General features: G+C 69.7%; 20 protein-coding genes and 1 pseudogene. 10 read left to right on the forward strand and 11 right to left on the reverse strand.

Annotation, left to right across the window (positions count from 1 at the left end):
* Positions 1-6: 6 nt before the first annotated feature.
* The 4 genes from LDO27_RS02410 (at position 7) to LDO27_RS02425 (ending at position 4,548) form a co-directional block, all read left to right on the forward strand.
* A complete protein-coding gene (locus LDO27_RS02410; protein ID WP_224039391.1) occupies positions 7-1,476 on the forward strand; it encodes an aldehyde dehydrogenase family protein in 1,470 nt (489 codons plus the stop codon).
* A 119-nt stretch (positions 1,477-1,595) separates the two neighbouring features.
* Positions 1,596-2,594 (forward strand): Bug family tripartite tricarboxylate transporter substrate binding protein, encoded by a 999-nt coding sequence (locus tag LDO27_RS02415; RefSeq protein ID WP_224039393.1) that lies wholly within the window; start codon positions 1,596-1,598, stop codon positions 2,592-2,594.
* A 280-nt stretch (positions 2,595-2,874) separates the two neighbouring features.
* Positions 2,875-3,927, forward strand: coding sequence for a porin (locus LDO27_RS02420; RefSeq protein WP_222206048.1), 1,053 nt, complete (start codon positions 2,875-2,877; stop codon positions 3,925-3,927).
* A 285-nt stretch (positions 3,928-4,212) separates the two neighbouring features.
* Positions 4,213-4,548: a hypothetical protein gene (locus LDO27_RS02425; RefSeq protein ID WP_224039395.1), complete on the forward strand. Its 336-nt coding sequence runs from the start codon at positions 4,213-4,215 to the stop codon at positions 4,546-4,548.
* A 22-nt stretch (positions 4,549-4,570) separates the two neighbouring features.
* Here the strand turns inward: LDO27_RS02425 and LDO27_RS02430 are convergent, their stop codons facing one another.
* From LDO27_RS02430 to LDO27_RS02440, 3 genes are all read right to left on the reverse strand, one after another.
* Entirely contained in the window at positions 4,571-5,683 is a 1,113-nt protein-coding gene (locus LDO27_RS02430; RefSeq protein WP_224039397.1) for a PepSY-associated TM helix domain-containing protein, read from the reverse strand.
* A gap of 39 nt (positions 5,684-5,722) precedes the next feature.
* Positions 5,723-7,837, reverse strand: a complete 2,115-nt coding sequence (locus tag LDO27_RS02435) for a TonB-dependent receptor family protein (protein ID WP_224039399.1) — start codon at positions 7,835-7,837, stop codon at positions 5,723-5,725.
* 198 nt (positions 7,838-8,035) lie between these two features.
* Positions 8,036-9,124: a LacI family DNA-binding transcriptional regulator gene (locus LDO27_RS02440; RefSeq protein ID WP_224039401.1), complete on the reverse strand. Its 1,089-nt coding sequence runs from the start codon at positions 9,122-9,124 to the stop codon at positions 8,036-8,038.
* 252 nt (positions 9,125-9,376) lie between these two features.
* Between LDO27_RS02440 and LDO27_RS02445 the strand changes: the two genes are divergently transcribed.
* From LDO27_RS02445 to araD (LDO27_RS02455), 3 genes are read left to right on the forward strand one after another with little or no spacing between them, the layout of a single operon-like run.
* The gene (locus LDO27_RS02445; protein WP_224039403.1) at positions 9,377-10,342 is read left to right on the forward strand and encodes a Bug family tripartite tricarboxylate transporter substrate binding protein; all 966 of its coding nucleotides are present in this window, start codon (positions 9,377-9,379) and stop codon (positions 10,340-10,342) included.
* A gap of 48 nt (positions 10,343-10,390) precedes the next feature.
* A complete protein-coding gene (locus LDO27_RS02450; RefSeq protein ID WP_224039405.1) occupies positions 10,391-11,188 on the forward strand; it encodes an aldolase/citrate lyase family protein in 798 nt (265 codons plus the stop codon).
* A 31-nt stretch (positions 11,189-11,219) separates the two neighbouring features.
* Positions 11,220-12,983: an L-arabinonate dehydratase gene (gene araD, locus LDO27_RS02455; RefSeq protein ID WP_224039407.1), complete on the forward strand. Its 1,764-nt coding sequence runs from the start codon at positions 11,220-11,222 to the stop codon at positions 12,981-12,983.
* 25 nt (positions 12,984-13,008) lie between these two features.
* Here the strand turns inward: araD (LDO27_RS02455) and LDO27_RS02460 are convergent, their stop codons facing one another.
* The 6 genes and pseudogenes from LDO27_RS02460 to LDO27_RS02485 all read right to left on the reverse strand — a co-directional run bounded on the left by LDO27_RS02460 (position 13,009) and on the right by LDO27_RS02485 (position 19,700).
* The gene (locus LDO27_RS02460) at positions 13,009-13,788 is read right to left on the reverse strand and encodes a sulfite exporter TauE/SafE family protein (RefSeq protein ID WP_224039409.1); all 780 of its coding nucleotides are present in this window, start codon (positions 13,786-13,788) and stop codon (positions 13,009-13,011) included.
* 65 nt (positions 13,789-13,853) lie between these two features.
* Positions 13,854-14,906 (reverse strand): Bug family tripartite tricarboxylate transporter substrate binding protein, encoded by a 1,053-nt coding sequence (locus LDO27_RS02465; protein ID WP_224039411.1) that lies wholly within the window; start codon positions 14,904-14,906, stop codon positions 13,854-13,856.
* Between the two features lie 86 nt (positions 14,907-14,992).
* The gene (locus LDO27_RS02470; protein ID WP_222206075.1) at positions 14,993-15,802 is read right to left on the reverse strand and encodes an HpcH/HpaI aldolase family protein; all 810 of its coding nucleotides are present in this window, start codon (positions 15,800-15,802) and stop codon (positions 14,993-14,995) included.
* Positions 15,803-15,852: 50 nt separating this feature from the next.
* Positions 15,853-17,596 (reverse strand): annotated as a pseudogene (gene araD / locus LDO27_RS02475) (L-arabinonate dehydratase).
* A 51-nt stretch (positions 17,597-17,647) separates the two neighbouring features.
* A complete protein-coding gene (locus LDO27_RS02480; protein ID WP_224039413.1) occupies positions 17,648-18,655 on the reverse strand; it encodes a Bug family tripartite tricarboxylate transporter substrate binding protein in 1,008 nt (335 codons plus the stop codon).
* 94 nt (positions 18,656-18,749) lie between these two features.
* Positions 18,750-19,700, reverse strand: coding sequence for a 2-hydroxyacid dehydrogenase (locus LDO27_RS02485; protein WP_222206084.1), 951 nt, complete (start codon positions 19,698-19,700; stop codon positions 18,750-18,752).
* A 103-nt stretch (positions 19,701-19,803) separates the two neighbouring features.
* On the opposite strand from LDO27_RS02485, the gene LDO27_RS02490 reads away from it, so the two are divergent.
* The 3 genes from LDO27_RS02490 (at position 19,804) to LDO27_RS02500 (ending at position 23,568) form a co-directional block, all read left to right on the forward strand.
* Positions 19,804-20,868, forward strand: coding sequence for a LacI family DNA-binding transcriptional regulator (locus LDO27_RS02490; RefSeq protein WP_224039415.1), 1,065 nt, complete (start codon positions 19,804-19,806; stop codon positions 20,866-20,868).
* 76 nt (positions 20,869-20,944) lie between these two features.
* On the forward strand, positions 20,945-22,399 hold the full coding sequence (locus LDO27_RS02495) for an NAD-dependent succinate-semialdehyde dehydrogenase (RefSeq protein ID WP_224039417.1): 1,455 nt from the start codon (positions 20,945-20,947) through the stop codon (positions 22,397-22,399).
* Positions 22,396-23,568: a mandelate racemase/muconate lactonizing enzyme family protein gene (locus tag LDO27_RS02500; protein ID WP_224039418.1), complete on the forward strand. Its 1,173-nt coding sequence runs from the start codon at positions 22,396-22,398 to the stop codon at positions 23,566-23,568. The genes LDO27_RS02495 and LDO27_RS02500 overlap by 4 nt, the downstream gene beginning before the upstream one ends.
* A 71-nt stretch (positions 23,569-23,639) precedes the next feature.
* On the opposite strand, the gene LDO27_RS02505 is transcribed toward LDO27_RS02500, so the two are convergent.
* Entirely contained in the window at positions 23,640-24,677 is a 1,038-nt protein-coding gene (locus LDO27_RS02505) for a porin (RefSeq protein WP_224040770.1), read from the reverse strand.
* A 140-nt stretch (positions 24,678-24,817) separates the two neighbouring features.
* Positions 24,818-25,819 (reverse strand): Bug family tripartite tricarboxylate transporter substrate binding protein, encoded by a 1,002-nt coding sequence (locus tag LDO27_RS02510; RefSeq protein ID WP_224040772.1) that lies wholly within the window; start codon positions 25,817-25,819, stop codon positions 24,818-24,820.
* Between the last annotated feature and the right edge of the window lies 1 nt (position 25,820).

Consider the following 25,820-nt stretch of genomic DNA (forward strand, 5'->3'; position numbering starts at 1 on the left):
ACCACCATGCAACCCACTTCCTTGCTGCGCAGCGGCGTCTATCCCCTACTGATCGATGGCGAGGAGCGGCTCGCCGCGAGCGGCCGCAGCTTCGCGGTGGGCAATCCCGCCACCGGGCGCACGCTTGCCCATGTCGCCGAAGCCGGCGTCGAGGAAGTCGATGCCGCCGTGCGCGCCGCACGCCACGCCTTCGACACGCACTGGCGCAAGACGTCCGCCCGCGAGCGCAGCCGGCTGCTGCGCAGGCTCGCGCAGGCGCTCGATGGCAAGCGGGAACAATTGGCGTGGCTGGAGACCTGGAACGTGGGGCGCCCCATCACCACCACGCGCGCATCGCTGGTCACGATGCTCGACGGCATCGACTACGTCGCCGGCGTGGCCCAGGGAATCGGCGGGCAGACGCTCAATGTCGCCGACACCTCGGTGATCAACTTCACGCTGCGCGAGCCCTATGGCGTGGTGGCGCTGATCCTGCCCTGGAACTACCCGCTGACGCTGACCATCAGCAAGCTGATGCCGGTGCTGGCGGCCGGCAACACCGCGGTGATCAAAGCCTCGGAAATCACGCCACTGTCCACCGTCGAACTCGGTGCCGCCATTCTGGAGGCGGGCTTTCCGCCGGGCGTGATCAACATCGTCCACGGGCCGGGCGCCACCATCGGCCAGGCGCTGGTCGAGCATCCGCTGGTGGAGAAGATTTCGTTCACCGGGGGCACGGCCACCGGCAAGGCGATCTACCGCAGCGCCGCCGAGCGCATCAAGCGCGTGACCCTGGAGCTGGGCGGCAAGTCGCCGCTGATCGTCTTCGACGACGCGGACGTCGACGCGGCGGTAGACGTGGCGGTGCAGGACATCACGCGCAACACCGGACAGATCTGTATCGCCTGCACCCGGCTGCTGGTCCAGCACGGCATCGCGGACGCCTTCGTGGAAAAGCTGCGCGCCGCCTGCGCCCGCATACGCATCGGCTTGCCCGACGATCCCGCCACGCAGATGGGGCCGCTGGTCAGCCGCGCGCAGCTCGAGCGCGTCACCGGCTATCTCGATATCGGCCGCGACGAAGGCGCGGGACCGCAGGCGCTGGCCGACCTGGCCGGCCGCCCGGAGTTGCAGGAGGGCTGTTTCGTCGCGCCCACGCTGTTCGCGACCGCCGGCAACGCCATGCGCGTGGCGCAGGAGGAAATCTTCGGGCCGGTGCAGGCGCTGATCCGCTTCGGCGACGAGGACGAGGCCGTGCGCCTGGCCAACGACAGCCGCTTCGGCCTGGCGGGCGTCGTCTATACGCGCGACGCCGGCCGCGCGATGCGGCTATGCCAGGCGCTGCAGATCGGCAACCTCGCGGTGAACAACGCGATCAAGGCCACCGTCGACGCGCCGTTCGGCGGCTACAAGGAATCGGGCCTGGGCAAGGAGCGCGGCATCGACGCGATCCTCGAGAACACGCAGGTCAAGAACGTGCGGTTCTCGATGCGCTAGGTCTTCGCCGCCTCGCGTGGCGGCGAGAGCGCCGGCGAAGCCATGAACGGCGAAGCCGGAACCGCGAGAAAGACAACGACAAAAAAAACGACAACCAGAACAACCATGGAGACAACGACATGACACGCATCGCCGCCTTGCTGGGGGCGCTCGCCCCGGCCACGCTGCTGGCCACCCTCGCGCTGGCCCTTTCCGCCACGGCACGGGCCGCGCCGCCGACGGACTACCCCAACCGGCCCATCCGGATGATCGTGGGCTTTGCCGCCGGTGGCATCACCGATATCACCGCACGGCAGATCGCCGCGGAGATGGGCGAGCTGCTCGGGCAATCCGTAGTGGTGGACAACCGCACCGGCGCGGGCGGCAACATCGCCACGGCGGAGCTCGCCCGCGCGAAGCCGGACGGCTACACGCTGATGCTGGCCTCGCCAGGCCAGCTCGTCGTCAATCCGCTGACGCAGAAGTCGCTCGGGTTCGATCCGAACACCCGCTTCTCGCTGATCAGCCTGGTCAACGAGAGCCCCTTCGTGTTCCTGGTACCCGCGACATCGAAGTTCGGCAGCGTCCAGCAGTTGGTGGACTGGGGCAAGCGCCATCCGCGCAAGCTCAGCTTCGCTTCGCCCGGCATCGGCACCACCATGCATATCGCGGGCGAGATGCTGCAGGTGTCCGCGGGCATCGAGGCCGTGCACGTGCCGTATCGCGGCGGCGCGCAGGCGACCAACGACCTGATCGCGGGCCGTGTGGATTTCATGATCGACAGCCTCGGCTCCGTCGCACAGGCGGTGCAATCGGGCCAGCTGAAGGTGCTCGCCACCGCGGCGCCGGAGCGCTTGCCCCAGTTTCCGGACCTGCCCACGCTGGCGGAGACCTACCCCAACCTGATCGCCTCATCCTGGCTCGGCGTGGTGGCCCCGCCCGGGCTGCCCCCGGATCTCACCGCGGTACTTGCGCGCGCGGTGGAGCGTGCCTCGCGGGCGCCCCGCTACGTCGAGACGATCGAACGGCGCGGCAGCCGGCTGGCCGCGCCCGGCCCGGCTGCCTTCTCGACGCATCTGGAGAAGGAGCGCGCGCGCGTCGAGCGCACCATCGTCAAGGCCGGCATCAAGCTGGACTGACCGCCTGAGGCGGCACGCAAGCTGACGTCCGCCAGCGGATAGCCGCGGCGATCGCGCCGCACCCCACCCCAACCACCCGAGCCGTTCCTCCGCGGCGCCTGCCGCCCCGTCCCGGGCCAGCGCGCGCAAGGGAGGCGCTCGCCCTTCGCATGGCGATGCTCGCCCGGCTTTGCCGTGGCCGCCATTCGCCGCGCGGCATCGACGCTTTACCAACAAAGGCCCGGCCAACGCCGGGGGACCGCACTCGTCCCGGGCCGACACAACAGGAGAAACGCAGCTCATGAAACCATCGATCGCATGCACGGCCGCGCTGGCCGCCACGGCAGCGCTCGCCGCCACGCCGGCACGCGCCAGCGTCACGCTCTACGGCGTTGCCGACATCGGCATCGAGTACATCGACCATCTGCCGGAGAGCGGCGACAGCGCAGTGCGCATGCAGGCGGGCAACCTCTCCGGCTCGCGTTGGGGCCTGCGCGGCGCCGAGGACCTGGGCGGCGGCATGCAGGCGGTGTTCGCGCTGGAAAGCGGTTTCAATCTCGACGACGGGCGCAGCGCGCAGGGCGGCCGCCTGTTCGGCCGGCAGGCATGGGTCGGCCTGAAGGGGCGCTTCGGCACGCTGACAGCCGGCCGGCACAGCACACCGCTGTACGACATCGGCGCCCAGTTCGACCCGATGGTCATCGGCCCACGCTATTCCATCGGCGCGCAGGACCCCGGCTTCCAGGCGCGGGCGGACAACTCCCTGAAGTACACCGGCGTGTTGGGGCCGCTCACCGCCGTCGCGTTCTACAGCTTCGGCGCCGACGGCACGGCCGGCGTCAATGGCGAAGTGCCCGGACACAGCACGGTCGGGCGCGAATACAGCGGTTCGCTGCGCTATGACGCCGGCCCCGCCGCGCTGGCGGTGGCCTACGACGAGGTCGCGGGCGCGAGCCTTGCAACGGCAGGCGACCGCACGCGGCGCGCCGCCCTGGTCGGCAGCTACGACATCGGCAGGGTCACCGCCTACGCCGGCTATCGCTATCGCTGGGAAACCCGTGGCGGGGAATCGGCCACCGGCAACCTGTACTGGGCTGGCGCAACGTGGCAGCCGCGCGCACCATGGACGTTCAAGGGCGCCGCCTACTATCAGGATTTTCACGGCACGGGGGCCGACCCGTGGCTGTTCATCCTGTCGGGCGAGTATGCGTTCAGCAAGCGCACGGACGTCTACGTCAACGTGGCCTACGCGTTGAACCGCGGCGATTCCCGGCTTGGCGTCGGCGGCTTCAACGGCGTCGCCGGCAGCGCCAACCAGCTCGGCGTGGTGGCGTCCATCCGGCACAAGTTCTGACGCGTGCCACCGCAGGCGGCAGCGCCGCCGCCTGCGGCCGCTTCGCAAAGCGACGCCATCTTGGTGCACCTGTGTGCGCCACCCCACAGAAGCGAACCTGCACGGTCAGTATCTTCGATGGCGCAGCGAATGCCGGTGCCCATCCTGTCCGTCCGGTTGCATCACGGGATGAGGGAACTGCGTCGATCCGCCACGGAGCATTCGCCTCCACAACGCCACGAATGACATCGATACCAGAACAGATTCCCGGGGGGAAGCTGGAGACATGAATTGCATAGCGATGCAATGCCCTGGCTGTGTTCCCTGGCCTATGTCCAGGTGAGCAGCCACACCGCCATTGCGCAAGGCCACGGTGGCCGCGCCGGCCTGGACCTGATTGTCGCGGGCATCCATGGCGGCACCCTGTTCCGGGACCTTCGGCACGTCCTCCCGCCTGCCTGCCACTTCCGCCTCTTCGACGCGGAAGACGAGCAGGGAAAGCGCGTGGAAGCCGCGTTGCGCAGGGTGATCCACCAACCGGATGCGGACTGGCAATGGCGGGCCGACGAGGAATGCGCCGGGCTGCGGCTGCTGTCGGTGCTCGCGCACGAGGCGATGCTGCGCGGGTATTGGGAGCTGTAGCACGGCACGTGCGCCGTGGCGGTCACTGGCGCCGCGAGCCCGCCCGTCGAACCTGCCGTCGCCGCCACCACAGCCACACGCCGGTGCCGCCAATCGCCGCAAGCAGCAGCCCGCCGACAGCGATGGACACTTCGAGAAGGACGCCGCCCAGCGTGCCCGTGTGCAGCGGGTAGACCACCGCGACAGCGCGCGCCCCGGGATCGAGCTCGTTCCAGCGGTGGACCGCCAGTACCTCGCCGCTGCGCGGGTGCAGCCACACGGAAGTCAGGCCGTTGGGATGCGGGTCGTCGGGCAGCCGGAAGCGGATGCGTACCGGACGATGCGGCTGCGCGGGGATCTGGATGTAGCCGATGGGCATGCCGGGCAGCGCGGCCTGCGCATTGGCGATCAGCACGTCGAGCGGCGGGCTGGCGTGGCTGCCGTGGCTGCCGCCGTTGTCTTTCGGGATGGCTGGGGCCGCTACCGGCACGGCGCCAGCGATGGCGGTGACGACACCGGTCAGCGGGCGCCACGCCATGTAGGCCCCCGTCGCGACCGAGACCGCGATGAGCAGGCCCGCCACGGCGCCGCCGATCCGGTGCAGGTCGAACAGCGCGCGCATGGTGCCCTTGCGCAGTTCGATGCGCAACGACGGCGGCCAGCGGCGCGGCCACCAGAGCACCAGTCCGGTCACGAGCAGAAGAAGGTAGGCCAGCGCGGCCCAGGCCAGGATGGCCTTGCCGGTGTCGCGCAGCCACAGCGAGCTATGCAGCTTGAACAGCGCGTTGGCAAACCCTTCTGTCTCGCCGCGCCGGCCGGTCTCCGCGCCGGTCGCGGGGTCGAGATAGACCGTGCCGTCCCAGGGTCCGCGCACCAGCACCCACAGCGTGTCGTCGGCCTGGCGCGGCGGGCGCAGCGTAAAGCTCGCCTTGGGCCCGAACTCGCTGCGCAGGGTGCGCACGATGCCGTCCAGCGGCACCGCCGCGCGTGCGGCATGGGCCGCGGGGGCGATAAACAGCTCGGGATGGAACCAGCGATCCAGCGGCTTTGCGGCGACCAGCACGGCCCCCGTCAGCCCCGAGAGAACGAGGATCCAGCCAATGCCCAGCGCCACCCAGCGGTGGACGCGCAGCCACAGCCGCTGCATTCGTGCCATGCGTTGCCCTGCGCCGCCGCGTCCTGGTCGGGTCCGCGGTCAGAAGGCCAGACGGCCCTGCACGTAGAACAGGCGCGGCGCGCCCACCATGCGGCCGGCGTTGCCGTCCACGTTGCGGGTGTAGAAGCGCTTGTCCAGCAGGTTGTTGATGCCCAGCAGCACCTCGCTGCCCTTGACCGCGGTGGGCTTCCAACTGGCCTGCACGTTCCACAGGCGGAAGCCCGGCACGCGTCCGACGCGGGCATCGGGTGTCTCGGCGACCGTGTTGGCCGCGTCGGAGAACTGCGCGCTCTGGTGCGTGCTGGACAGATTGAACGCCCAGTTGGCCAGTTCGTAGCGGGTGCCGAGCGTGCTGGTATGCCGGGAGTAGAACGGCACGTCCTTGCCCGCGTTCTCGCCCGATTCCTGGATGGCCTTGGTCCACGTGTAGTTGGCGTAGACGCTCAGGCCGGCCAGCATGCTCTTGCGGTCGAAGGCGTATTCGATGGCGCTCTCGATGCCCTCGTGGTCGGTCGCACCGATGTTCTGGAACGTCGGCGGCGTGATGCCCGGGACCTGCAGGATCTGGTTGTCGAAGCGCATCTTGAACGCCGTCAGTTCCGCGCGCACCTGCTCGCTCTGCCAGCGCCCGCCGATTTCCGTGGTCTTGGCGACTTCCGGCTGCAGCGGATTGCTGGCGGTCTGCGAGTTCAGCTGCAGGTTCTGCACCGGGCCGAACGACGTGTTGTAGTTACCGAACAGCGTGAGCTGCGGGGTCAGCAGGTAGGCGATGTTCAGCGACGGCAGCGCCTTGTTGTTCTTCGTCTCGAAGCGTTGCGTGGTGCCGCTCTGCTCGCGGTCCGACTCGATGTGCTCGAAGCGGACGCCCGGCGTGATGCGCCACTTGCCGATGGCGATGCGGTCGTCGATATAGAACGAGTGCGCATCGGTGGCGTTGTCGAAACGAACCACCGGCGTCAGCACGCCCGTCGCGATGATCTCGTTGAAGCTGCGGTCGTTGCCCCGCTCGCGCAGGAAGCGGTAGCCGACCGTCACGTCATGCGTGGTCGGGCCCAGCGCGATGCGATGGGTGTAGCGCGGCTCGATGCCCAGCACCTGGTAGTCCCGCGGCTGGTTGGTCAGCTGCGTGCCGGCGGTGTTGATCAGCACGCTGGAGCGCGTGCTTTCGTTGTAGTAGGCGCGAACCTCGAACTCCTGGTTGTCGGAGATCGAGTTGATGTAGCCGACATCCACGCCCTTGCGGTTGCCTTCCCAGTAGTCGGTCGGGCGCGTGTTCTGGAACGGATCGGCCTCGTACTGGGCCACGGTGAGGCCGCCGGGCGTGCGCGACTTGACGTCGAAGTACGAGAACTTCCCGTAGATCTCCGAGGTGGACGTCAGCGCGTAGCGGAACTTCAGCGCGAGATCGTTGACCCGGTCGTCGCTGCCCTGGCGCCACTCGCGTCCGGTCATGCCCGAGTAAAGCAGGGCCAGGCCGAGACCATTGTCCAGCTGCGTGCCGAGGAAGGTGCTGTACTGGGTGTTGTCGCCGCCGCCCTGGTCGAAGATGTTCTGCCGTACCGTGGCATCGCCCGTCAGCCCCGGGGTGGTCGGAATGGACCGCGTGGTGAAGTTGATGATGCCGCCGACATTCTGCGGGCCGTAGCGCACCGCCCCGCCCCCCCGCACCACGTCGATGGACTCGATGTTGGCCAGGCTCACCGGGGCGAACGACAGCTGCGGCTGGCCATAGGGCGCGACGGCGAGCGGAATGCCGTCGAGCAGCACCGTGGAGCGCGGCGAATAGCGGCCGGTCAGGCCGCGCACGCCCACGTTCAGGGAGATGGCGCTGCCGGCGGTACCCGAGTTGTCGGTGTTCTGCACGCCGGGGATGCGGCGCAGGACGTCGCCGATATTGGTCGCGCCGGTGCTCTCGATGGTTTCCTTGTCCACGACGCTGCGCGCGCCCGGAAAGGTTTTCACACTGTTTTCGAGGCCGGTGCCGAGCCAGCTGCCCGTCACCTTCACGGTGTCGAGGGTGGAGCCCGCGGGTTCGTTGGCGTCAGCCGTCTGCTGCTGCGCGAAACCGGGTCTGGCCGCCAGCAACGCCAGCGCAATCGCGGTGGCCAGGGTGGTCGGCTTGAAAAGGGGCGCGCGAGGATTGCTCGTATGCATGGCAGTGATGGGCCGGTCCTGGCCGGCTTCCCGTTGTGGTGTGCTGTGCCAATGCGCGCGATTGGCTGCCGCGAATGCTGTCGCAAACGGCGACGGATAATACCAACGAGAATCATTCCCGTCACCGGAGAAGTGCACGGCGGTCCTGCCAAACCGTTTCATCCCGGCAACACCCCGGGAATACCCTGAGTTGCGCCCCTAGCACAGCCGGCTGCTTTCGCGTTCGACCAGTGCGCAGGGCACCTCCACCGCCTGCGGCCCGCCTCCCGGGGTGCCGCCCTGGAGCGCCGCGACCACGATGGCCAGTGCGCGGCTGCCGATCGCGTAGGCGTCGGGCCGCACGGTCGTCAGCGCCGGCGTGGTGACGGCGGACAGCGGCGTATCGCCGAAACCCGCGATGGCAAGGCCGGCCGGCACGCCGATGCCCAGCGCCGGCGCGCTCAGGATGGCGGTGATGGCCATGCTGTCGTTGGCGAAAATCGCTGCCCGCGGACGCTCGGCCGGCGCCAGGGCGGCGATCGCCGCGATGGCTTCGCGGGCGGCGCCGACATCGTCGGCCGCGCCCGCGCGCCAGACGTCGGGCGCGAGGCCGGCCTCGACCATCGCCTGCGCGTAGCCCTCGCTGCGCCGCGTTGCCCGGCCGTCCTCCACGGCGCCGTTGAGCACGAAGCGGATGCGGGCGGCGCCCTGCCCGATGAAATGCCGCGCCAGCATCCGGCCCACCGTCAGCTGGCAGAACCCGACCTGGTGGAACGGGCGGCCCGCATGGAATTCCCACGCTTCGACGATCGGCACGCGCAGCCGCGACAGCAGCGCGTCGGTCTCGGGCGAATGGTCGCTGCGCGTGAGCACCAGCGCGCGCGGGTGCCATCCCGCGAAGGTACGCAGCGCCCGCCCCTCCGAGTCGCGCGAGAAATTGCTGTTGGCCAGCAGCAGTTGCAGCCCGTTGCGCTCGGCCATGTCCGACATGCCGCGCACCATGTCCGCGAAGGTCGCACTGGTGACGTTCTGCATCACCGCGCCGACCACCCCACCCTGGTTGGTGGCGAGAAAGCGCGCGGCCTGGTTTGGCACGTACGAGGTCTGCTCGACCACGCGGGCAATGCGCGCGCGGGCGGCCTCGGACACCCGCTGCGGTTCGTTGAAATAGCGCGATACGGTTACCGACGAGACACCCGCCATCGCCGCGATGTCGCGCACGGTATAGGTGCCGCTGCTCGGCCGCGCCGCCCGCTGGCGCCGGGCGGTCGACCTGCCCGATACGGGCCGTTCGGGGTCTGGAGGCATGGCCACTGTCGTGTGTGTGTCGTTGCGGATTGCCGATGGCGGCGAGTCGCCCGTCGCGCTCCTTGGGGCGCTCCTTGGTGCGCTGATTGGCGTTCGTTCCGGGTGATACGCGGCAGCCCGGCATTGACCGCAGCGCGGGGCGGATTATACACTCCGCCAATGTTACCGGTTTCATCGGATCCCTACGCTGACAAATGAAACCGCTAACATCCGTTAAAAAGCGACCTTCGAGCCGCCTCACGAGGAGACACCATGACCCAGTTCCGCAAAGCCGCGGCTGCCCTTTCCTGCCTTGCCGCGACTTCCCTGGCCCACGCCGCCTGGCCCGACAAGCCCATCGTGATGGTGGTGCCCCAGCCGCCCGGCGGCGCGGCCGACGCGTTCGCGCGCCCGTTCGCGCAGGCGCTGTCGCAGCGGTTGGGCCAGCCGGTGGTGATCGAGAACCGCGCGGGGGCCAACGGCAATATCGCCGCCGCGTACGTGGCCAAGCAGCCGGCGGACGGCTATACGATCTTCTTCGGCTCGGTGAGCACGCTGGCCGTCAACCCGCACCTGTACAAGTCCACCGGGTTCGATCCGCTGAAGGACTTCCAGCCGATCACGCTGACCAACCAGACGCCCAACGTGCTGGTGGTCAACGCCGCCTCGCCCTACAAGACGGTGGCCGACGTGGTGGCGGCGGCCAAGGCCGCGCCCGGCACCATCAACTACGGCTCCGCGGGCAACGGCAACACGATGCATCTGACCGGCGTGCTGTTCGAGCAGAAGACCGGCACCACCCTGGCCCACGTGCCCTACAAGGGCGGCCCGGCCGCGCTGACGGACGTGATGGGCGGCCAGATTCCCATGATGTTCCACAACCTCAACGCGGTGCTCGCGTACGAGAAGAGCGGCAAGGTGCGCATCCTGGCGGTGGCCGACAACAAGCGCGCGACGCAGCTGCCTGGCGCGCCCACGATGAAGGAAGCAGGCGCCGCGGGCGTGGTGCAGGTGCCTTGGAGCGGTATGCTGGTGCGCACCGGCACGCCGCAGCCCGTGGTCGAGCGGCTCAGCAAGGAGATGGTGGAGATCCTGAAGACGCCGGCGTTCCGCGCCAGCCACGAGGCGATGGGCACCGAGGTGCTGTCGTCCACGCCGGCGGAATTCGCCGAACGGCTCAAGGCCGACTATGCGTCCATGGGGGCGCTGATCAAGGCCGCGAACGTGAAGATCGACTGAACCACGCTCCGTCCAGCTCCAAGGCCCCGCATCGTTTCCGGAGACAACGTGCCAACACAGAATCAATTCAAGCAGGCGCTGCGCGAGAAGCGCGCCCAGGTCGGACTCTGGTCCACCCTGCCCTTTCCCTTCGTATCGGAGCTGATCGCCGGTGCCGGCTTCGATTGGCTGCTGCTCGACACCGAGCACACCGCCAGCGATCCGGTAGTGATGCAGCAACAGTTGCAGGCGGTCGACGCCGGCCGCTGCGCCAATACCTCGGCCGTCGTGCGGCCCGCGTGGAACGACGCCGTGCTGGTCAAGCGCTATCTGGATATCGGCGCGCAGACGCTGCTGTTTCCCTTCGTGCAGACGCCGGAGGAAGCCGCGGCGGCGGTCGCCGCCACCCGCTATCCGCCGCGCGGCATCCGCGGCATGGGCGGCACCATGCGTGCGTCCCGCTTCGGGCGCGACAGCCACTACGTGCGCGATGCCGACGACCAGATGTGTGTACTGGTCCAGCTAGAGACCGAGGAAGCGCTGGAGCGCCTGGAGGATATCGCCGCCGTGGACGGTGTCGATGGCATCTTCATCGGCCCCGCCGACCTGTCCGCCAGCATGGGCGTAGCAGGGGACGTGCACCATCCCCGCGTGCGCGCCGCCATCGACGATGCCATCTCCCGCATCCTCGCCTGCGGCAAGGCCCCGGGCCTGCTGATGCTGGACGAGAAACGGGCGCAGCAATGCCTGGACCTGGGCGCGCTGTTCGTCGCGGTGGGCACCGACCAGGTGCTGCTGCGCAAGAGCACCGACGATCTGGCCGGGCGCTTCGGCCGCGGGCCGGGCTACGCCGACGCGTCGTACTGAGCCGCGGCGGGATCAACAGGAGTTTTGCATCATGTCTCAAGCCGACAAGCCGCCGCGCCGTCCCGAGGACCTGCGCAGCCACCGCTGGTTCGCCAGCGACGATATCCGCGGCTTCGCCCATCGCCAGCGCATGCAGCAGCAGGGCCTGGCGCGCGAAGCGTTCATGGGCCGGCCGGTGATCGGCATCATCAATACCTGGAGCGATCTCTCGCCCTGCCATGCGCACCTGCGCGAGCGCGCCGAGGCGGTCAAGCGCGGCGTGCTGCAGGCGGGCGGCTATCCGCTGGAGCTGCCCGCGCTGAGCCTGGGCGAGGTGATGGTCAAACCGACGACCATGCTGTACCGCAACCTGCTATCCATCGAGACGGAGGAGCTGTTGCGCAGCCTGCCGCTGGACGGCGCGGTGCTGATGGGCGGCTGCGACAAGACGCCGCCCGGCCTGATGATGGGCGCCTTCTCGATGGACCTGCCGGTGATCTTCGTGCCGGCCGGCCCCATGCTGAACGACCGTTACCGCGGCGCGGCGGTCGGCGCGGGCACCCACACCAAGAAGTACTTCGCCGAGTACAGCATCGGCAATATCGGCAAGGACGAATGGGTGACGATGGAAGCGCGCATGACGCGCTCGGTCGGCACCTGCAACACCATGGGCACCGCCAGCACGATGACGGCCATCGTGGAGGCGCTCGGCTTCTCGCTGCCGGGCGCGATGAGCATTCCCGCGGTCGACGCGGCGCACCCGCGCATGGCGTGGGCCTGCGGCAAGCGCATCGTCGAGATGGTGTGGGAAGACCTGCGGCCATCGAAGATCGCCACCAGGACGGCCTTTCTCAATGCGGTGGCGGTCTACGCGGCGCTGGGCGGCTCGACCAACGCCGCCGTGCATCTGCCCGCGATGGCCGGCCGCGCCGGCGTGTCGCTGGACCTGGACGAGATCGACGCGGTCGCGCGCGCGGTGCCGGTCATCGCCAACCTGTACCCGTCCGGCGAACGGCTGATGGAGGACTTCCACTACGCGGGCGGGCTGCCCGCGGTGCTCCGGAAGATCGCGCCGCTGATCGATCTCGAAGCGCTGACCGTGACCGGCCGCACGCTGGGTGAAAACATCGCGGCCTGGCCGATCGAGGACGACGGCACCGTGCTCGACATCGATCGCCCGCTGAAAACCGGCACCCCCGAATGCCCCGAGGCCGGGCTCGCGCTGGCGGTGCTGCGCGGCAACCTCTGCCCCGACGGCGCGGTGATCAAGCCGTCCGCCGCCACGCCCGAGCTGCTGCGGCACGAGGGGCGCGCGCTGGTGTTCGACTCCAATGCCGAGATGTTCGCGGCCATGGACGACCCGGATCTCGATGTGGACGCCTCCACGGTCCTGGTGCTGCGCAACGCCGGGCCCATCGGCGGCCCCGGCATGCCCGAATGGGGCAACCTGCCGATCCCGAAGAAGCTGCTGCGCGAGGGCGTGCGCGACATGGTGCGCATCTCCGACGGCCGCATGAGCGGCACCCACTACGGCACGTGCGTGCTGCACGTCGCGCCGGAATCGGCCGTGGGCGGCCCGCTGGCGCTGCTGCGCACCGGCGACATCGTCCGGCTCGACATCGGCACGCGGCGGCTGGACATGCTGGTGTCGGAGGACGAGCTGGCGGCCCGGCGCGCGGCGTGGCAGCCGCCGCCGCGCCCGTATGCGCGCGGCTATGGCCGCATCTTCCAGCACGAGGTAACGCAGGCCAACGAGGGCTGCGATTTCGCCAGCCTCGCGGGCAACGCGCCCACGGTGGAGCCCTCGATCTATTGAGGGCCGCGGGCCCGGGTGGTGGGCGCTATCTCACCACCATGGCCACGCCCGTCAGGGCGAGCAGCACCGCCACCGCCGGCCGCATCACCCTCGGTGGCAGCGGCGGCGGCGCCATCATGGTCAGCCGCGTGGCGATGTGCACCACGGGAACGGACAGCACGCTGAGCAGCATCGCCCGCGGCGACAGGCCGATCGACACGATCACCAATACCAGCCTGACGCTCGCATTGCTGGCGAACATCACCAGCAGCGCGCGGCGCACCACGTCGGTGGCGAGCGGCTGCCGGTACAGGTGGTAGACGATGGGCGGCCCCGAGGTCCCGAACAGCCCGCCCATCAGCCCGGACAGCGCGCCGGCCAGCGCGAATCCGCGCGGCGGCCCCACCCGTTCGCCCGGGCGCCTGCGTGCCACCAGGCTGATGGCGCAGGCGACGATGGCCACGCCCAGCACGGTCTCCAGCCAGGCCGACGCATTGTCGTTGAGCCAGTGCAGCAGCAGCACCCCCACCAGCACGGTCAGCAGGCTCGCGATCAGCGCGGGCCGCATCAGCTTCCATGGCGGCGGCTGGCGGTCGGCGCGAAAGAACGCCACGGCATTGACCAGCGTCAGCACGGTGGCGATATTGGCGGCGTCCGCGACCGAGGCCAGATCGAACGTGGCCACCAGCCCGAGCAGCACGAGACCGAACGCGAAGCCGGTCAGCGTCTGCACATAGGTCGCGATGGCCACGCACAGCAGGAACAGCAGCGAGGTGGCCGGGGCGGCGATGACCTGCGCCACCGGCCCCGACGAAAGAATGTCCACCGGATATCGTCTTTGACTTGAGCGGATCAGGGCGGGCGCCTCGCGCCCGCGCGCCCCGCCCTCTGCTATTTATCGGCCAGGTCCAGTTCCGCGATCAGCTTGCCGTAGATCTCGGACTGGCGCTGGGCAAACGCGGCGAAGTCCTTTGCGCTCCTGTACTCGGGCGGCGTCTCCAGGCGCTCCGCATCGGCGCGATACGCCTTGCTCTCCAGCGCCTGCCGGCATGCGGTCTCCAGCTTCTGCAGCACCGGCGCGGGCAGCCCCTTCGGCGCGATCACGCCGCCCCAGATCGTCGCCTGCACCGGCCAGCCCGCTTCGGCCATGGTCGGCACGTCCGGGTAGCCGGCCAGGCGCTTGTCGGCGAACACCGCCAGCGGCCGCAGGCCATACTGCTTCGACACGGTGGGCGTCTCGTTGAACAGCATCACCTGCTTGCCGAGCAGCCCGGTCACCATCTCGCCCGAGCTCTTGTAGGGAACGTGCAGCCCTTTGCCGCCGGCCTTGCCGAGCAGCATCTCCATCGACAGGTGCAGCAGCGTGCCGGGGCCGGAAGAGCCATAGGTCAGCTTCTCCGGATTGCGCCGCGCGTAGTCGATCACGTCCGCCACGGTCTTGAACGGCGAGTCCTTGGGCACCATCATCATCAGCGGCACCGCGTACGTGCCGCAGACGTGGTCGAAATCCTTGTAGGTGTAGCCGGTCTTGCGAATGGCGGGCTGCAGCACCTCGGGTCCGATCACCGACAGGCCGATGGTATGCCCGTCGGGTTTGGCACGCATCAGTTGCGACATGCCGATCGCGCCGCCCGCCCCCGCCTTGTTGTCGACGACGATCGAGCCGCCCAGCGTCTCCGACATGCGGCGCTCGAGAATGCGCGCCATGATGTCGGAGGTGCCGCCGGGACCGAACGGCACCACCAGCGTCACCGGCTTGCTGGGAAAGGTATCCTGCGCGGCCGCGGAGCCCGCGATCAGGCCCGCCAGGGCGGCGACGGCGGCGCGCCGCAGCAGCCGGGCCGATGCGGGCGATGTCGTCGATGCCGTCGATGCCGTCGATGCCGTCGATGCCGTCGATGTCGTCGATGTCGTCGATGCCGTCGATGGGCGATGGGTATGCATGTTGTCTCCTCCTGCTGTCTGGATGGTTGCCTGGCTCGGTGCGGCCAGTCATGGCTTGCCGTGCTGCGTGTCGGGCGTGTCGCGCGTCAGTAGACGCCGCCCTCGAAGCCCTTGGCGATGGCCGGGCGGATGGCCTGGATGAATGCGCTGGCCTGCCGCATCATCATTCCCATGTCGGAGGCCACGGCGACGAACGCGTAGCCCTGGGCGATGAATTGCGACACCATCTCCGGGGTCGGCCCCACGATGCCGCAGGGCTTGCCGATGGCCTGGCAGCGGCGCGCGACGTCGGCGATCACGGCCTGCACGTCGGGATGCGCGATGTTGCCGATATGGCCCATGTTCGCGGACAGGTCGCCCGGTCCGAGAAAGAGCGCATCCACGCCCGGAACCGCCGCGATCTCCTCCAGCGCCGCGACGGCCTGCGGCGTCTCGAGCTGGATGATGGTGTAGACCGAATCGTTGGCGCGCTTGCCGTAGTCCGGCGCCGTGCCATAGCCGCTGGCGCGGTGCACGGCGGCAAAGCCCCGGATGCCCTCGGGCGGATACTTGGCGTACGACACCGCGCGGCGCGCGGCCTCGGCGCTGTCGACGAACGGCACCATCACGGTCTGCGCGCCGAGGTCCAGCGCGCGCTTGAACAGCACCGGGTCGTTGGCGGCCAGCCGCGTGACCGGGTAGGCGTTGGTGCCGGCGATCGCCTGCAGCACGCACAGCGTGTCGCGCTCGTCGAGCGGCACGTGTTCGAGGTCGACGACCAGCCATTCGAAGCCGGCGCGGCCCATGGCCTCGGCCGTCGCGGTGGTGCCGGACATCAGCCACGTGCCCAGCGGCACGCCGGGCTGGGCCAGGCGGTCGCGGAAAGGGTTGGCAAGCAGATCTTTGGGTGCGGGCATGGTGGTTCCTGTTTTTTCGGTGAGAGTGGGTGACGGTGCGCGCGCACCGCTCAGTAGATGGAAGGCTCGGGCGTCGGCGCATTGCCGGCCAGCACCTGGAAATCGCAGCCAAGGTGGGCCTGCGTGACTTCGCTCTGGTAGATGCGGGTGTCCGCGCTGATAGACCGGGGGCGGCGGCGTCCACGCGGCGCGGCGGGCGTCGAGCTCCTGCTGCGACACCAGCAGGTCCAGCCGGCGTTCGACGATGTCCAGGCGGATCCTGTCGCCGGTGCGCACCAGCGCCAGCGGGCCGCCGACCGCGGCCTCGGGCGAGATATGCAGCACGCAGGTGCCGTAGTGGGTACCGCTCATGCGCGAGTCCGACAGCCGCACCAGGTCGCGCACGCCGCGCTGCAACAGCTTCTTCGGGATCGGCAGGTTGCCCCACTCCGGCATGCCGGGCCCGCCGACCGGGCCGCCGTTGCGCAGCACCATGACGGTGTTCTCGTCGATGTCGAGGTCCGGATCGTTGACCGCGGCGAGCATCTCGGCGTTGGAGTCGAACACCAGCGCGCGCCCCGTATGACGCAGCAGCGCCGGGGTCGCCGCCGAGGGCTTGATCACCGCGCCGTCCGGGCACAGATTGCCGCGCAGCACCGCCAGCGCCATCCCGGCCTCCGGACAGTCGGCCGGCGCCTGTACGACCGGGCGGTCCAGCGGGCGGATCACGTCGTCGTCGCTGCATTCGTGCCCGGCGATGTTCTCGCCGAGCGTGGCGCCGGTGCACGTCATCGCATCGAGCGCCAGGTGCGCGGCGATGCGGTTGAGCAGCGCCGGCAGGCCGCCCGCGTAGTAGAAGTCCTCCATCAGCCGGTTGCCGGACGGGAAGAGATTGGCGAGCACGGGCACGCGGCGCGCCATCGCGTCGAAGTCCTCGAGGCTGAAGTCGACGCCGGCGCGCCCTGCCATCGCCGGCAGGTGCACCGCCGCGTTGGTCGAGCCGCCCAGCGCCATCCATGCCGCCACGCCGTTGAGAAACGACTGGCGCGTGACGATCCGCGAGGGGCGCAGGTCCTCCCACACCATCTCGACGATGCGCTTGCCGCAGGCCCAGGCCATGCGCGTGTGCCCCGCATCCATCGCCGGGATGCTGGTGGACCTGGGCAGCGCCAGCCCCATCGCCTCGACGATCGCGGTCATGGTGCTGGCCGTTCCCATCGTGTTGCAGGTGCCCGGCGCGCGCGTCATGCGCGCCTCCAGCGAGATCCACTCGGCGTCGTCGATGGCGCCCACCGTGTACTGCTCCCAGTATTTCTTGGTGTGGGTGCCCGCGCCCACGCTCTGGCCCTGGTAGCGGTCGTTGAGCATGGGCCCGGCCGGGCAGAACAGCGCCGGCAAGTCCATCGACATGGCGCCCATCACCAGTCCCGGCGTGGTCTTGTCGCAACCGCCGAGCAGCACCACGCCGTCCAGCGGCAGGCTGCGCATCAGCTCCTCCGCCTCCATCGCGAGGAAATTGCGATACAGCATGGTGGTGGGCTTGACCATCACCTCGCCCAGGCTCATCGCTGGCAGCTCCAGCGGATAGCCGCCCGCCTGCAGCACGCCGCGCTTGATGGCCTGCGCGCGGTCGCGCAGATGGGCGTGGCACGGCGAGAGGTCGCTCCACGTGTTGAGGATGCCGATGACCGGCCGCCCCATGAATTCCTCGCGCGCCAGCCCCTGCTGCTGCATGCGCTGCCGGTGGGCGAAGCCGCGGATGTCGTTGCTGGCGAACCAGCGTTGGCTGCGTAGTTGATCGATGGTGCGAGACACTGCGTGGTCCTTGGTGGGAATCGTTGTCGTCGAAATCGTGCCGGCGCCCGGTCAGTCCAGCTTGATGCCGGCTTCCTTGACCAGCCTGCCCATTGCGGCATGGTCCTTTTTCAGCAGCGCCTCGAACTGCGCCGGCGTGGAGGACAGCACTTCGTAGCCCTGCTGCTCCAGCGGCTTGCGAAAGGCCGGCGCCTGCAGCACGGCCACCATTTCCTTGTTGAGCCGGTCCACGATGGGCTGGGGTGTACCGCGCCGCACCAGGATGCCGTTCCAGACGACCGACACCACGTCCGGCACGCCGGCCTCCGCGAACGTCGGCACATCGGGCAGCACGGCCGAGCGCTTGGTGTCGGCCACGGCGAGCACGCGCAGCTTGTTGGCACTCTTGTAGGTGACCACGGCAGGCAGGTTGTTGAACATCATCGGAATCTGGCCGGCGAGCACATCCATCAGCGCCGGCGGCCCGCCCTTGTAGGGCACGTGCACGAGCTGCGTGCCGCTGCGCCTCTCGAACAGCACGCCGGCCAGGTGCATGGTGTTGCCGTTGCCCGCGGAGCCGTAGTCGATCCGGCCCGGTTGCGCCTTGGCCGCCGCCACTACGTCGGCCACGGTCTTGTAGGGCGTCTGCGCGCCCACCAGCAGCACGTTGGGCATCTGGTGCGTGAGCGTGACGGGCTGCAGGTCCTTCAGCGGGTCGTAGCCCATGCTGGCGTACAGGTGCGGGTTGATCGCCAGCGTGCTGGTGGAGCCGAGCAGCAGCGTGTAGCCGTCGGCCGGCTGCTGGCGCGCGGCCAGCGCCGAGCCGATATTGCCGTTGGCGCCGGCGCGGTTGTCGATCACCACCGGCTGGCCCAGCCGCTCGCCCAGCGCGGTGGCAAAGGCGCGGGCGAACTGATCGGCGACGCCGCCGGCCGGGTACGGCACCACCAGCGTGATCGGCTTCTTCGGGTAGCCGGCATCGCCCTGCGCATGGGCGGTGACGGGCAGCGACAGCAGGCCGCAGGCGGCCAGCGAGGCCGCGGCAAGGATGGAGCGGTGGAACAGACGCCGACGATGCATTGCTATGTCTCCTGGTTGTTTTCGTTGAGGGCCGCTCGATCGGCGGCCTGTCGTGGCAGCCGCGGACGGACTGCCGGTGCCATGGCGATGGCGGCTAGTTGACGGGCGTGGCCAGCGGCAAGCCCCGCGCGTGGCGCGTCAGGTTCTCGACCACCAGTTCGGCCATGGCCCGCCGCGTCTGCACCGTAGCGCTGGCGATATGCGGGGTCAGCACGACCCGGTCGGATCCGGTCAGCGCGGGCGGCACGTGCGGTTCGTCCTCGAACACGTCCAGGCCCGCGGCGCCCAGCGTGCCGTCGCCCAGCGCCTCGATCAGCGCGGACTGGTCGACGACCGAGCCGCGCGCGACGTTGACCAGCACGCCGTCGCCACCGAGCGCGCGCAGGGTCTCGCGGCCGACCAGATGACGGGTGTCCGGGCCGCCGGGGGTGGCGACGATCAGCACGTCCGCCCACTCGGCCAGCGCGTCGGTGCTGCCGAAATAGGTGTAGGGAACGTCCTGGGGCTTGCGGCCGCAGTACCCGATCTGGGTATCGAACGCGGCCGCGCGCCGGGCGATCAGCCGGCCGATGCGGCCCAGGCCGAGGATGCCGACGCGGCTGCCCCAGAAGCGCCGCGCCAGCGGGAACGGGCCTGCCTGCCATTGCCCCTCGCGCACGAAGCGGTCGGCCTGCGGCAACCGGCGGTGCGCGGCCAGCGCGAGCAGCACGGCAAGGTCCGCGACGTCGCCCGACAGGATGTCCGGCGTATTGCTGACGCGGATGCCGCGCGCGGTGGCCCACGGCACGTCGATGGCGTCATAGCCGACCCCATTGCATGCGATGACCGCCAGGTTGGGCAACGTATCCCGGCAATTGGCGGGAACGCCGGCCATGCCGTTGGTGATCATCGCCACCACGCGGCCGCCCCGCTCCCGCAGGAACACCGCGGCGTCAGGCAGCGCACGCCATTCCACGATCTCGAAGTGCTCGCGCGCCGGGGCGAGCGCCTCGGCGGCAAAAGGCGTCACGACGAGAAGGATCGGGCGAGTCACGGGCGTCTTCATGGCTGTTCTCTAGGTGGAAGTCCGTATGGTACCGGTGACTGTTACCGGTACCATTGGCGAAAGTGTAGAGTTGCTTACGCTCCCTTCGCCATCCGTACAAACCATGAACGACTCCACGCCGCCGCGTGCCACGCGCCGCAAGGCGGGCACCCACACGATCCACGACGTCGCCGCGCTCGCCGGCGTGTCATCGATCACGGTGTCGCGCTACTTCAACAGCCCCGACAAGGTGTCGGCTGCCGTGCGGGAGCGGCTGCGCGAGATCGTCGAGCGGATCGGCTACGTCCCGAGCCAGGTGGCCGGCGGGCTCGCATCGGGCCGCGGCCGAGTGGTGTGCGCGGTGATGCAGAACATCGCCAGCGCCACGTTCGCCGACCTGGTCAAGGGCATGACCGACGAACTGCAGGCCTCGGGCTTGCAGCTGCTGCTGGCCAATGCCCAGTATTCGCAGACGCTGGAGGAGAACGCGATCCGCACCTTCGTCGGCTGGCATCCGCGCGCGCTGATCCTCACGCGCGACGACCACACGCCCGCGGCCGAGGCGATGCTCGGCGCGCTGGACATCCCGGTGGTCGAGGCCTGGGGCTTCGTCGAGGACCGCCCTTTCCACCAGGTCGGCTTTCCGCATGCGGAGACCGGCGCGCAGCTCGCGCGGCACTTCCTCGAGCAGGGTGCGACGCGCGTGCGCTTCGTACTGCCGCATGTCGGCGAGGATTTCCGCGCGGGGCAGCGCGCACAGGGCTATGCGGGCGCGATGCAGGCCGCGGGATGCAAGGTGGACCTCGCCACCGCCGACGTGGAGGACGACTTCGAGGCCGGCGCGCGCACCATCGCCGCGCTCGCGGCGACGCCCGCCGCGCGGCGCCCCCAGGCGATCATCTTCGCCAACGACAACATGGCCGCCGGCGCCATCCTGCACGCGGGCGACTGCGGCCTGAGCCTGCCTCGCGACTGCGCGCTCGCGGGCTTCGGCGACGCACCGATCTCGGTGCGGCTCAAGCCCGCGCTGACCACACTGCGGCCGGCGCGCTACCAGATCGGCCAGATGGCGGCGCGCACCGTGCTGCGCATGCTGTCCGCCCAGCCTGAGCACGAACCGACGCCGCGCCGCGAACTGCTGCCCTGCGAGCTGATCGTGCGGGAAAGCAGCCGGCTGTCGTTGCGCTGAACGCTGGCGCCCGCGGCGGCCCGCGCGCCCGTCCTGCCCATCTCACCGGATACCACTCGATACCACTGGAGACCCCATGCAGATCACCGATTCCTCCCTGCTACGCACGCAATGCCTGATCGGCGGCGAATGGACGGCCGCGCGCGACGGCCGCACCATCGCCGTGACCGACCCGGCCGACGGCACGCATCTGGCCGACGTGCCGCGCCTGGCCGTGGACGAAGTCCGCCAGGCCATCGAGGCGGCGCATCGCGCCCTGCCCGCCTGGCGCGCCCGCACCGCCAAGGAGCGCGCGGCGATCCTGCGGCGCTGGTACGAGCTGGTCGTCGAGAACGCCGACGATCTCGCGCGGATCCTGACCGCCGAGCAGGGCAAGCCGCTGGCCGAGGCCCGTGGCGAGATCCTGGCCAATGCCGCCTACCTGGAGTGGTTCGCCGAGGAAGCCAAGCGCGTCTACGGCGACCTGATGCCCGCCGCCAATGCCGGCAGCCGCGTAGTGGTGATGAAGCAGCCGGTGGGCGTGTGCGCCGCGATCACGCCGTGGAATTTCCCCAACGGCATGATCACGCGCAAGGCCGGTCCTGCCCTCGCCGCGGGCTGCACCATGGTCCTCAAGCCCGCGTCCAAGACGCCGCTGTCCGCGCTCGCGCTGGCCGAACTGGCGCAGCGCGCCGGCGTGCCCGCCGGGGTCTTCTCGGTGGTGACGGGCGACGCGCGGCCGATCGGCGAGGAGTTCAGCCGCAATCCGCTGGTGGCCAAGATCACCTTCACCGGTTCCACCGAAGTCGGCCGCTGGCTGCTGCGCGAGGCGGCCGATGGCGTCAAGAAGATGTCGATGGAACTGGGCGGCAACGCGCCCTTCATCGTGTTCGACGATGCCGACGTGGACGCCGCGGTCGAGGGCGCGATGATCTCCAAGTTCCGCAATGCCGGGCAGACCTGCGTCTGCGCCAACCGCATCTATGTGCAGGCGGGCGTCTACGACGAGTTCGCACGCAAGCTGACCGAGCGCGTCAACGCGCTGCGCGTGGGGCGCGGCACCGAGGATGGGGTCACGCAGGGGCCGCTGATCGACATGGCGGCGGTGGAGAAGGTCGAGGAACATATCCGCGACGCGCTGGACCAGGGCGCGAAGGTGATCGCCGGCGGCCATCGCCATGCGCTGGGCGGCCAGTATTTCGAGCCAACGGTGCTGGTCGATGCGCGGCAGTCGATGAAGGTCGCCACCGAGGAGACCTTCGGGCCGCTGGCACCGCTGTTCCGCTTCGACACCGAGCAGGAGGTCGTGGAGATGGCCAACGCCAGCGAGTTCGGGCTGGCGGCCTACTTCTACGCCCGGGACCTGGGCCGCGTCTGGCGCGTCTCCGAAGCCATCGAGGCCGGCATCGTCGGCGTCAACAGCGGCCTGATCGCCAACGAGATGGCGCCGTTCGGCGGCGTCAAGCAATCGGGCATGGGGCGCGAGGGCTCGAAGTACGGCATCGAGGACTATCTCGAGATCAAGTACGTCTGCATGGCGGGGATCGCATGATGCAGGGCACGACCACCGCCATGGCGGCGCACGGTGCCATGCAGATCGAAAGCCTGGACGCCTTCGTCTTCCGCGCACCGGCCGATCCGCCCGTGCAGACCTCCTTCGGCATCATGCACGACCGCCCCGCCGTGCTGCTGCGGCTGCGCGACAAGGATGGCGCCGAGGGCTGGGGCGAAGTCTGGTGCAACTTTCCGACCGTCGGCGCCGAACACCGCGCGCGGCTGGCGCTCGCGTACGGCGCCCCGGTCGTCACCGGCCGCGCGTGGGCGCATCCGCGCGAGGCATGGGAAACGATGCTGGCGCGCTTCGCCGTGCTGATGCTGCAGACCGGCGAACCGGGCCCGCTGCACCAGATCGCCGCCGGCATCGACATGGCGATGTGGGACCTGTTCGCCCGCCGCGCCGGCATGCCGGCATGGCGGGCGCTGGGCGGCGAGTCGGCCTGGCCGGTGCCCGTCTACGCGTCGGGCATCAATCCGACCGAGCCGGAAGCACTGGCGCTGGCCAAGCGCGACGAAGGCTACCGCGCCTTCAAGCTCAAGGTCGGCTTCGGCGAAGCGCGCGACATGGCGAACCTGCGCGGCATGCGCGACGCGCTCGGCGGCGACACCGTGATGATGGTCGACGCCAACCAGGCCTGGACACCGGACGAGGCCATCGCGGCCGGCCATCGCATGGCGCAGTTCGGCCTGCTGTGGCTGGAGGAACCCGTCCGCGCCGACGAGCCCCCGCAGACATGGGAGCGCCTGGCGCGCGAGCAGCCGCTGCGGCTGGCGGGCGGCGAGAACCTGAGCAGCATGCCGGCGTACGAGGCGTTCATCGCGCAGCCTGGCATGTCGGTGATCCAGCCCGATGCCGGCAAATGGGGCGGCCTGAGCGGCTGCATCGACGTGGCACGCCGCGCCAATGCCGCGGGCAAATGGTATTGCCCGCATTGGCTGGGCGCGGGCATGGGTCTGGTCGCATCGCTGCACCTGAAGACAGCGGCCGGCGGCGAAGGCTACGTCGAGGTGGACGCCAATGCCAACGTGCTGCGCGACACGATGGCCGCGCCGGTCATGCGGCTGGAACAGGGCTGCGTGACGCTGCCCGACGCGCCCGGCTTCGGCGTGGTGCCGGACCTGGCGGCGCTGGCCCCTTACGCGGTGGATTTCGCGCGAGGGTAGTCCGCCGCCCTGCTTCCCTCTCCCGCGCGCGGGAGAGGGAAGCAACGCGATGTGGGCCGTCAGCGGCCTTCTCAGAAGCGATGCCGCACCCCAACGCTGACCGACCGCGCGTCGTCCCCGCTTCCCGGGTCGATCGCGATGCTATTGTTGGTCACGCTCCCGCCCGCGCTGTTGCGCACATAGACGGCCCGCAGGTATGCCGTGGTCCGCTTGCTGAGGTCGTGATCCCAGCCCAGGGTGACCGACAGCGGCCGCTCCCCGCCGCCGACGATCTGCCGCTTGAGCGCCGCGGCCTTGAACGTATCGCGTGGCGTCACCGTCCACTTGAAGGTCAGCCCGTAGTGGCGCGCATTGCGCGTATCCGGGCGGTGGCTGCTAGCCGTACTGAACAGCACGCCGATCTCCACCGGCTTGAACCGGTAGGATCCGCCAACGAAATGGTTCGACGTCAGCGCCGGGTTCCCCGGGACATTGGCGCCGGTGTACATGCCCTGGTAGCTGTAGAACGCATAGGCGTTCCCCGCCTCGTACGTCGCGTTCATGCCGAAGTTCAGCCCGGAGCGCTGCGAGCCGGGCACTTCGCCCGGCGCCACCGCCGCGCCGAAGGCGAAGCCGCGCCACGTGGGCGAGAAGTACTGCACCGCATTGTCGAAGCGCGCGCCGTAGGCAACGTGGCCCACGCCCTGCGATGCGGTGGCGCTCAGCAGGTTGAACGGCGACACCGCGCCGTTCAGCAGGAACGGGTCCAGCCGCAGCAGCGCATAGAACGATGGCGTGTACTGCCGGCCGAACCGGAATTCGCCCCAGCCGTTCGACAGGCCCACATAGGCCTGCCGGCCGAACAGCCGGTTGGTGCCGAAGAACTCCGTGCCGGTATCGATGTTGAAGCCCGACTCGATCAGGAAATTCGCCTTCATGCCGCCGCCGAGGTCTTCGATCCCGCGAATGCCGAAGCGCGATGCCGCCTGCTGGCCCTCGCGCATGCGCACTACGCTCTGCGACCCTTTCGCGTATTCGAGCGAGGCATCGACGACCCCGAACAGCTGCATGGTCCCCGCTGCCGCATGGCCGGCGGCGAAAACCGTGCCGCCGGCCACTCCCAATGCCATCCACTGTCTGACCTTCACGCGTGCTGTCTCCTTTCGTTGTTGTGTGTGGCCTTGCTACCGCGCCGCCTCGGACATGCTCGGGCAAGGCCCGGCCGTGGCCTTCGGCCCGTACCGAAGCGGGCTGGCCGGACGCGGCGCCGTTACTCCAGCACCACGCCGCTGGTCTTGATGACCGCGCTCCATTTGCGCACCTCCGCGTCGATGAACCGCGCAAAGCTCGCGCTGTCACCCGGCTCGGGCTGCAAGCCCAGCGCCGCCAGCTTGCCGCGCACGTCCGCGCTGCCCAGCACCGCGCTGGCATCCTGATTGAGCTGGCGCACGATGGCGGCAGGCGTTCCCGCCGGCGCCATCAGGCCGAACCAGCCGTAGCCCGTCACGCCGGGATAGTGCTGTTCGGCAAAGGTCGGCGCGTCCGGATAGACCGGCGTGCGCTGCTCCGAGGCCACGGCCAGCACCCGCAGCTGGCCCGCCTTGATAAAGGGCAGCGCCGACGTGATGGCGGTCAGCGTGGCGTCGACGCGGCCCGCGAGCAGCTCGGTGTAGGCGGTGGCATCGCCGCGGTAATGCACGTTCAGCGCCTTGAACTTCGCCTGCGCGGCGAACAGTTCCGCCGTCAGATGCGGCCCCGAGCCGGCGCCCGGCGAGGCGAAGGTGACGCCCTGCGGCTTGCCCCGCGCCATGCGCACGAAATCCTCCACCGAGCGCAGCGGCGAATCCGCCTTGACGATCAGGAACACGGGTCCGAGCACGCGCGGTCCCACCGCGACGAAGTCCTTGTGGATGTCGTAGGGCTGGGGCAGCCCGGCGGCGGTGTTGATGGCGAACGGCGCGGCGGCCCACAGCAACGTATAGCCGTCCGGAGCGGCGCGGGTCAGCGTTTCATTGGCGACGCGCGTGCCGGCGCCCGGCTTGTTCTCGACCACGAACTGCTGGCCGTACTTGCGGCTGAGCGCCTCGGCCAGCAGCCGCGCCGAGGTGTCGTTGGACCCGCCCGCGCCATACGGCGAGATCAGCCGCACCGTGCGCGACGGATAGGCCTGCGCCAGCGCCGCCAGCGGCGCCAGGGCGGGCGCGGCCGCCAGCAACAGCAGGTCCCCCGCGCGCCCCAGCAGCGCCCTTCGCGACATCGTGTCCCTGTTCATC

The sequence above is a fragment of the Cupriavidus respiraculi genome, from assembly GCF_914271545.1.
GTDB lineage: Bacteria > Pseudomonadota > Gammaproteobacteria > Burkholderiales > Burkholderiaceae > Cupriavidus > Cupriavidus respiraculi.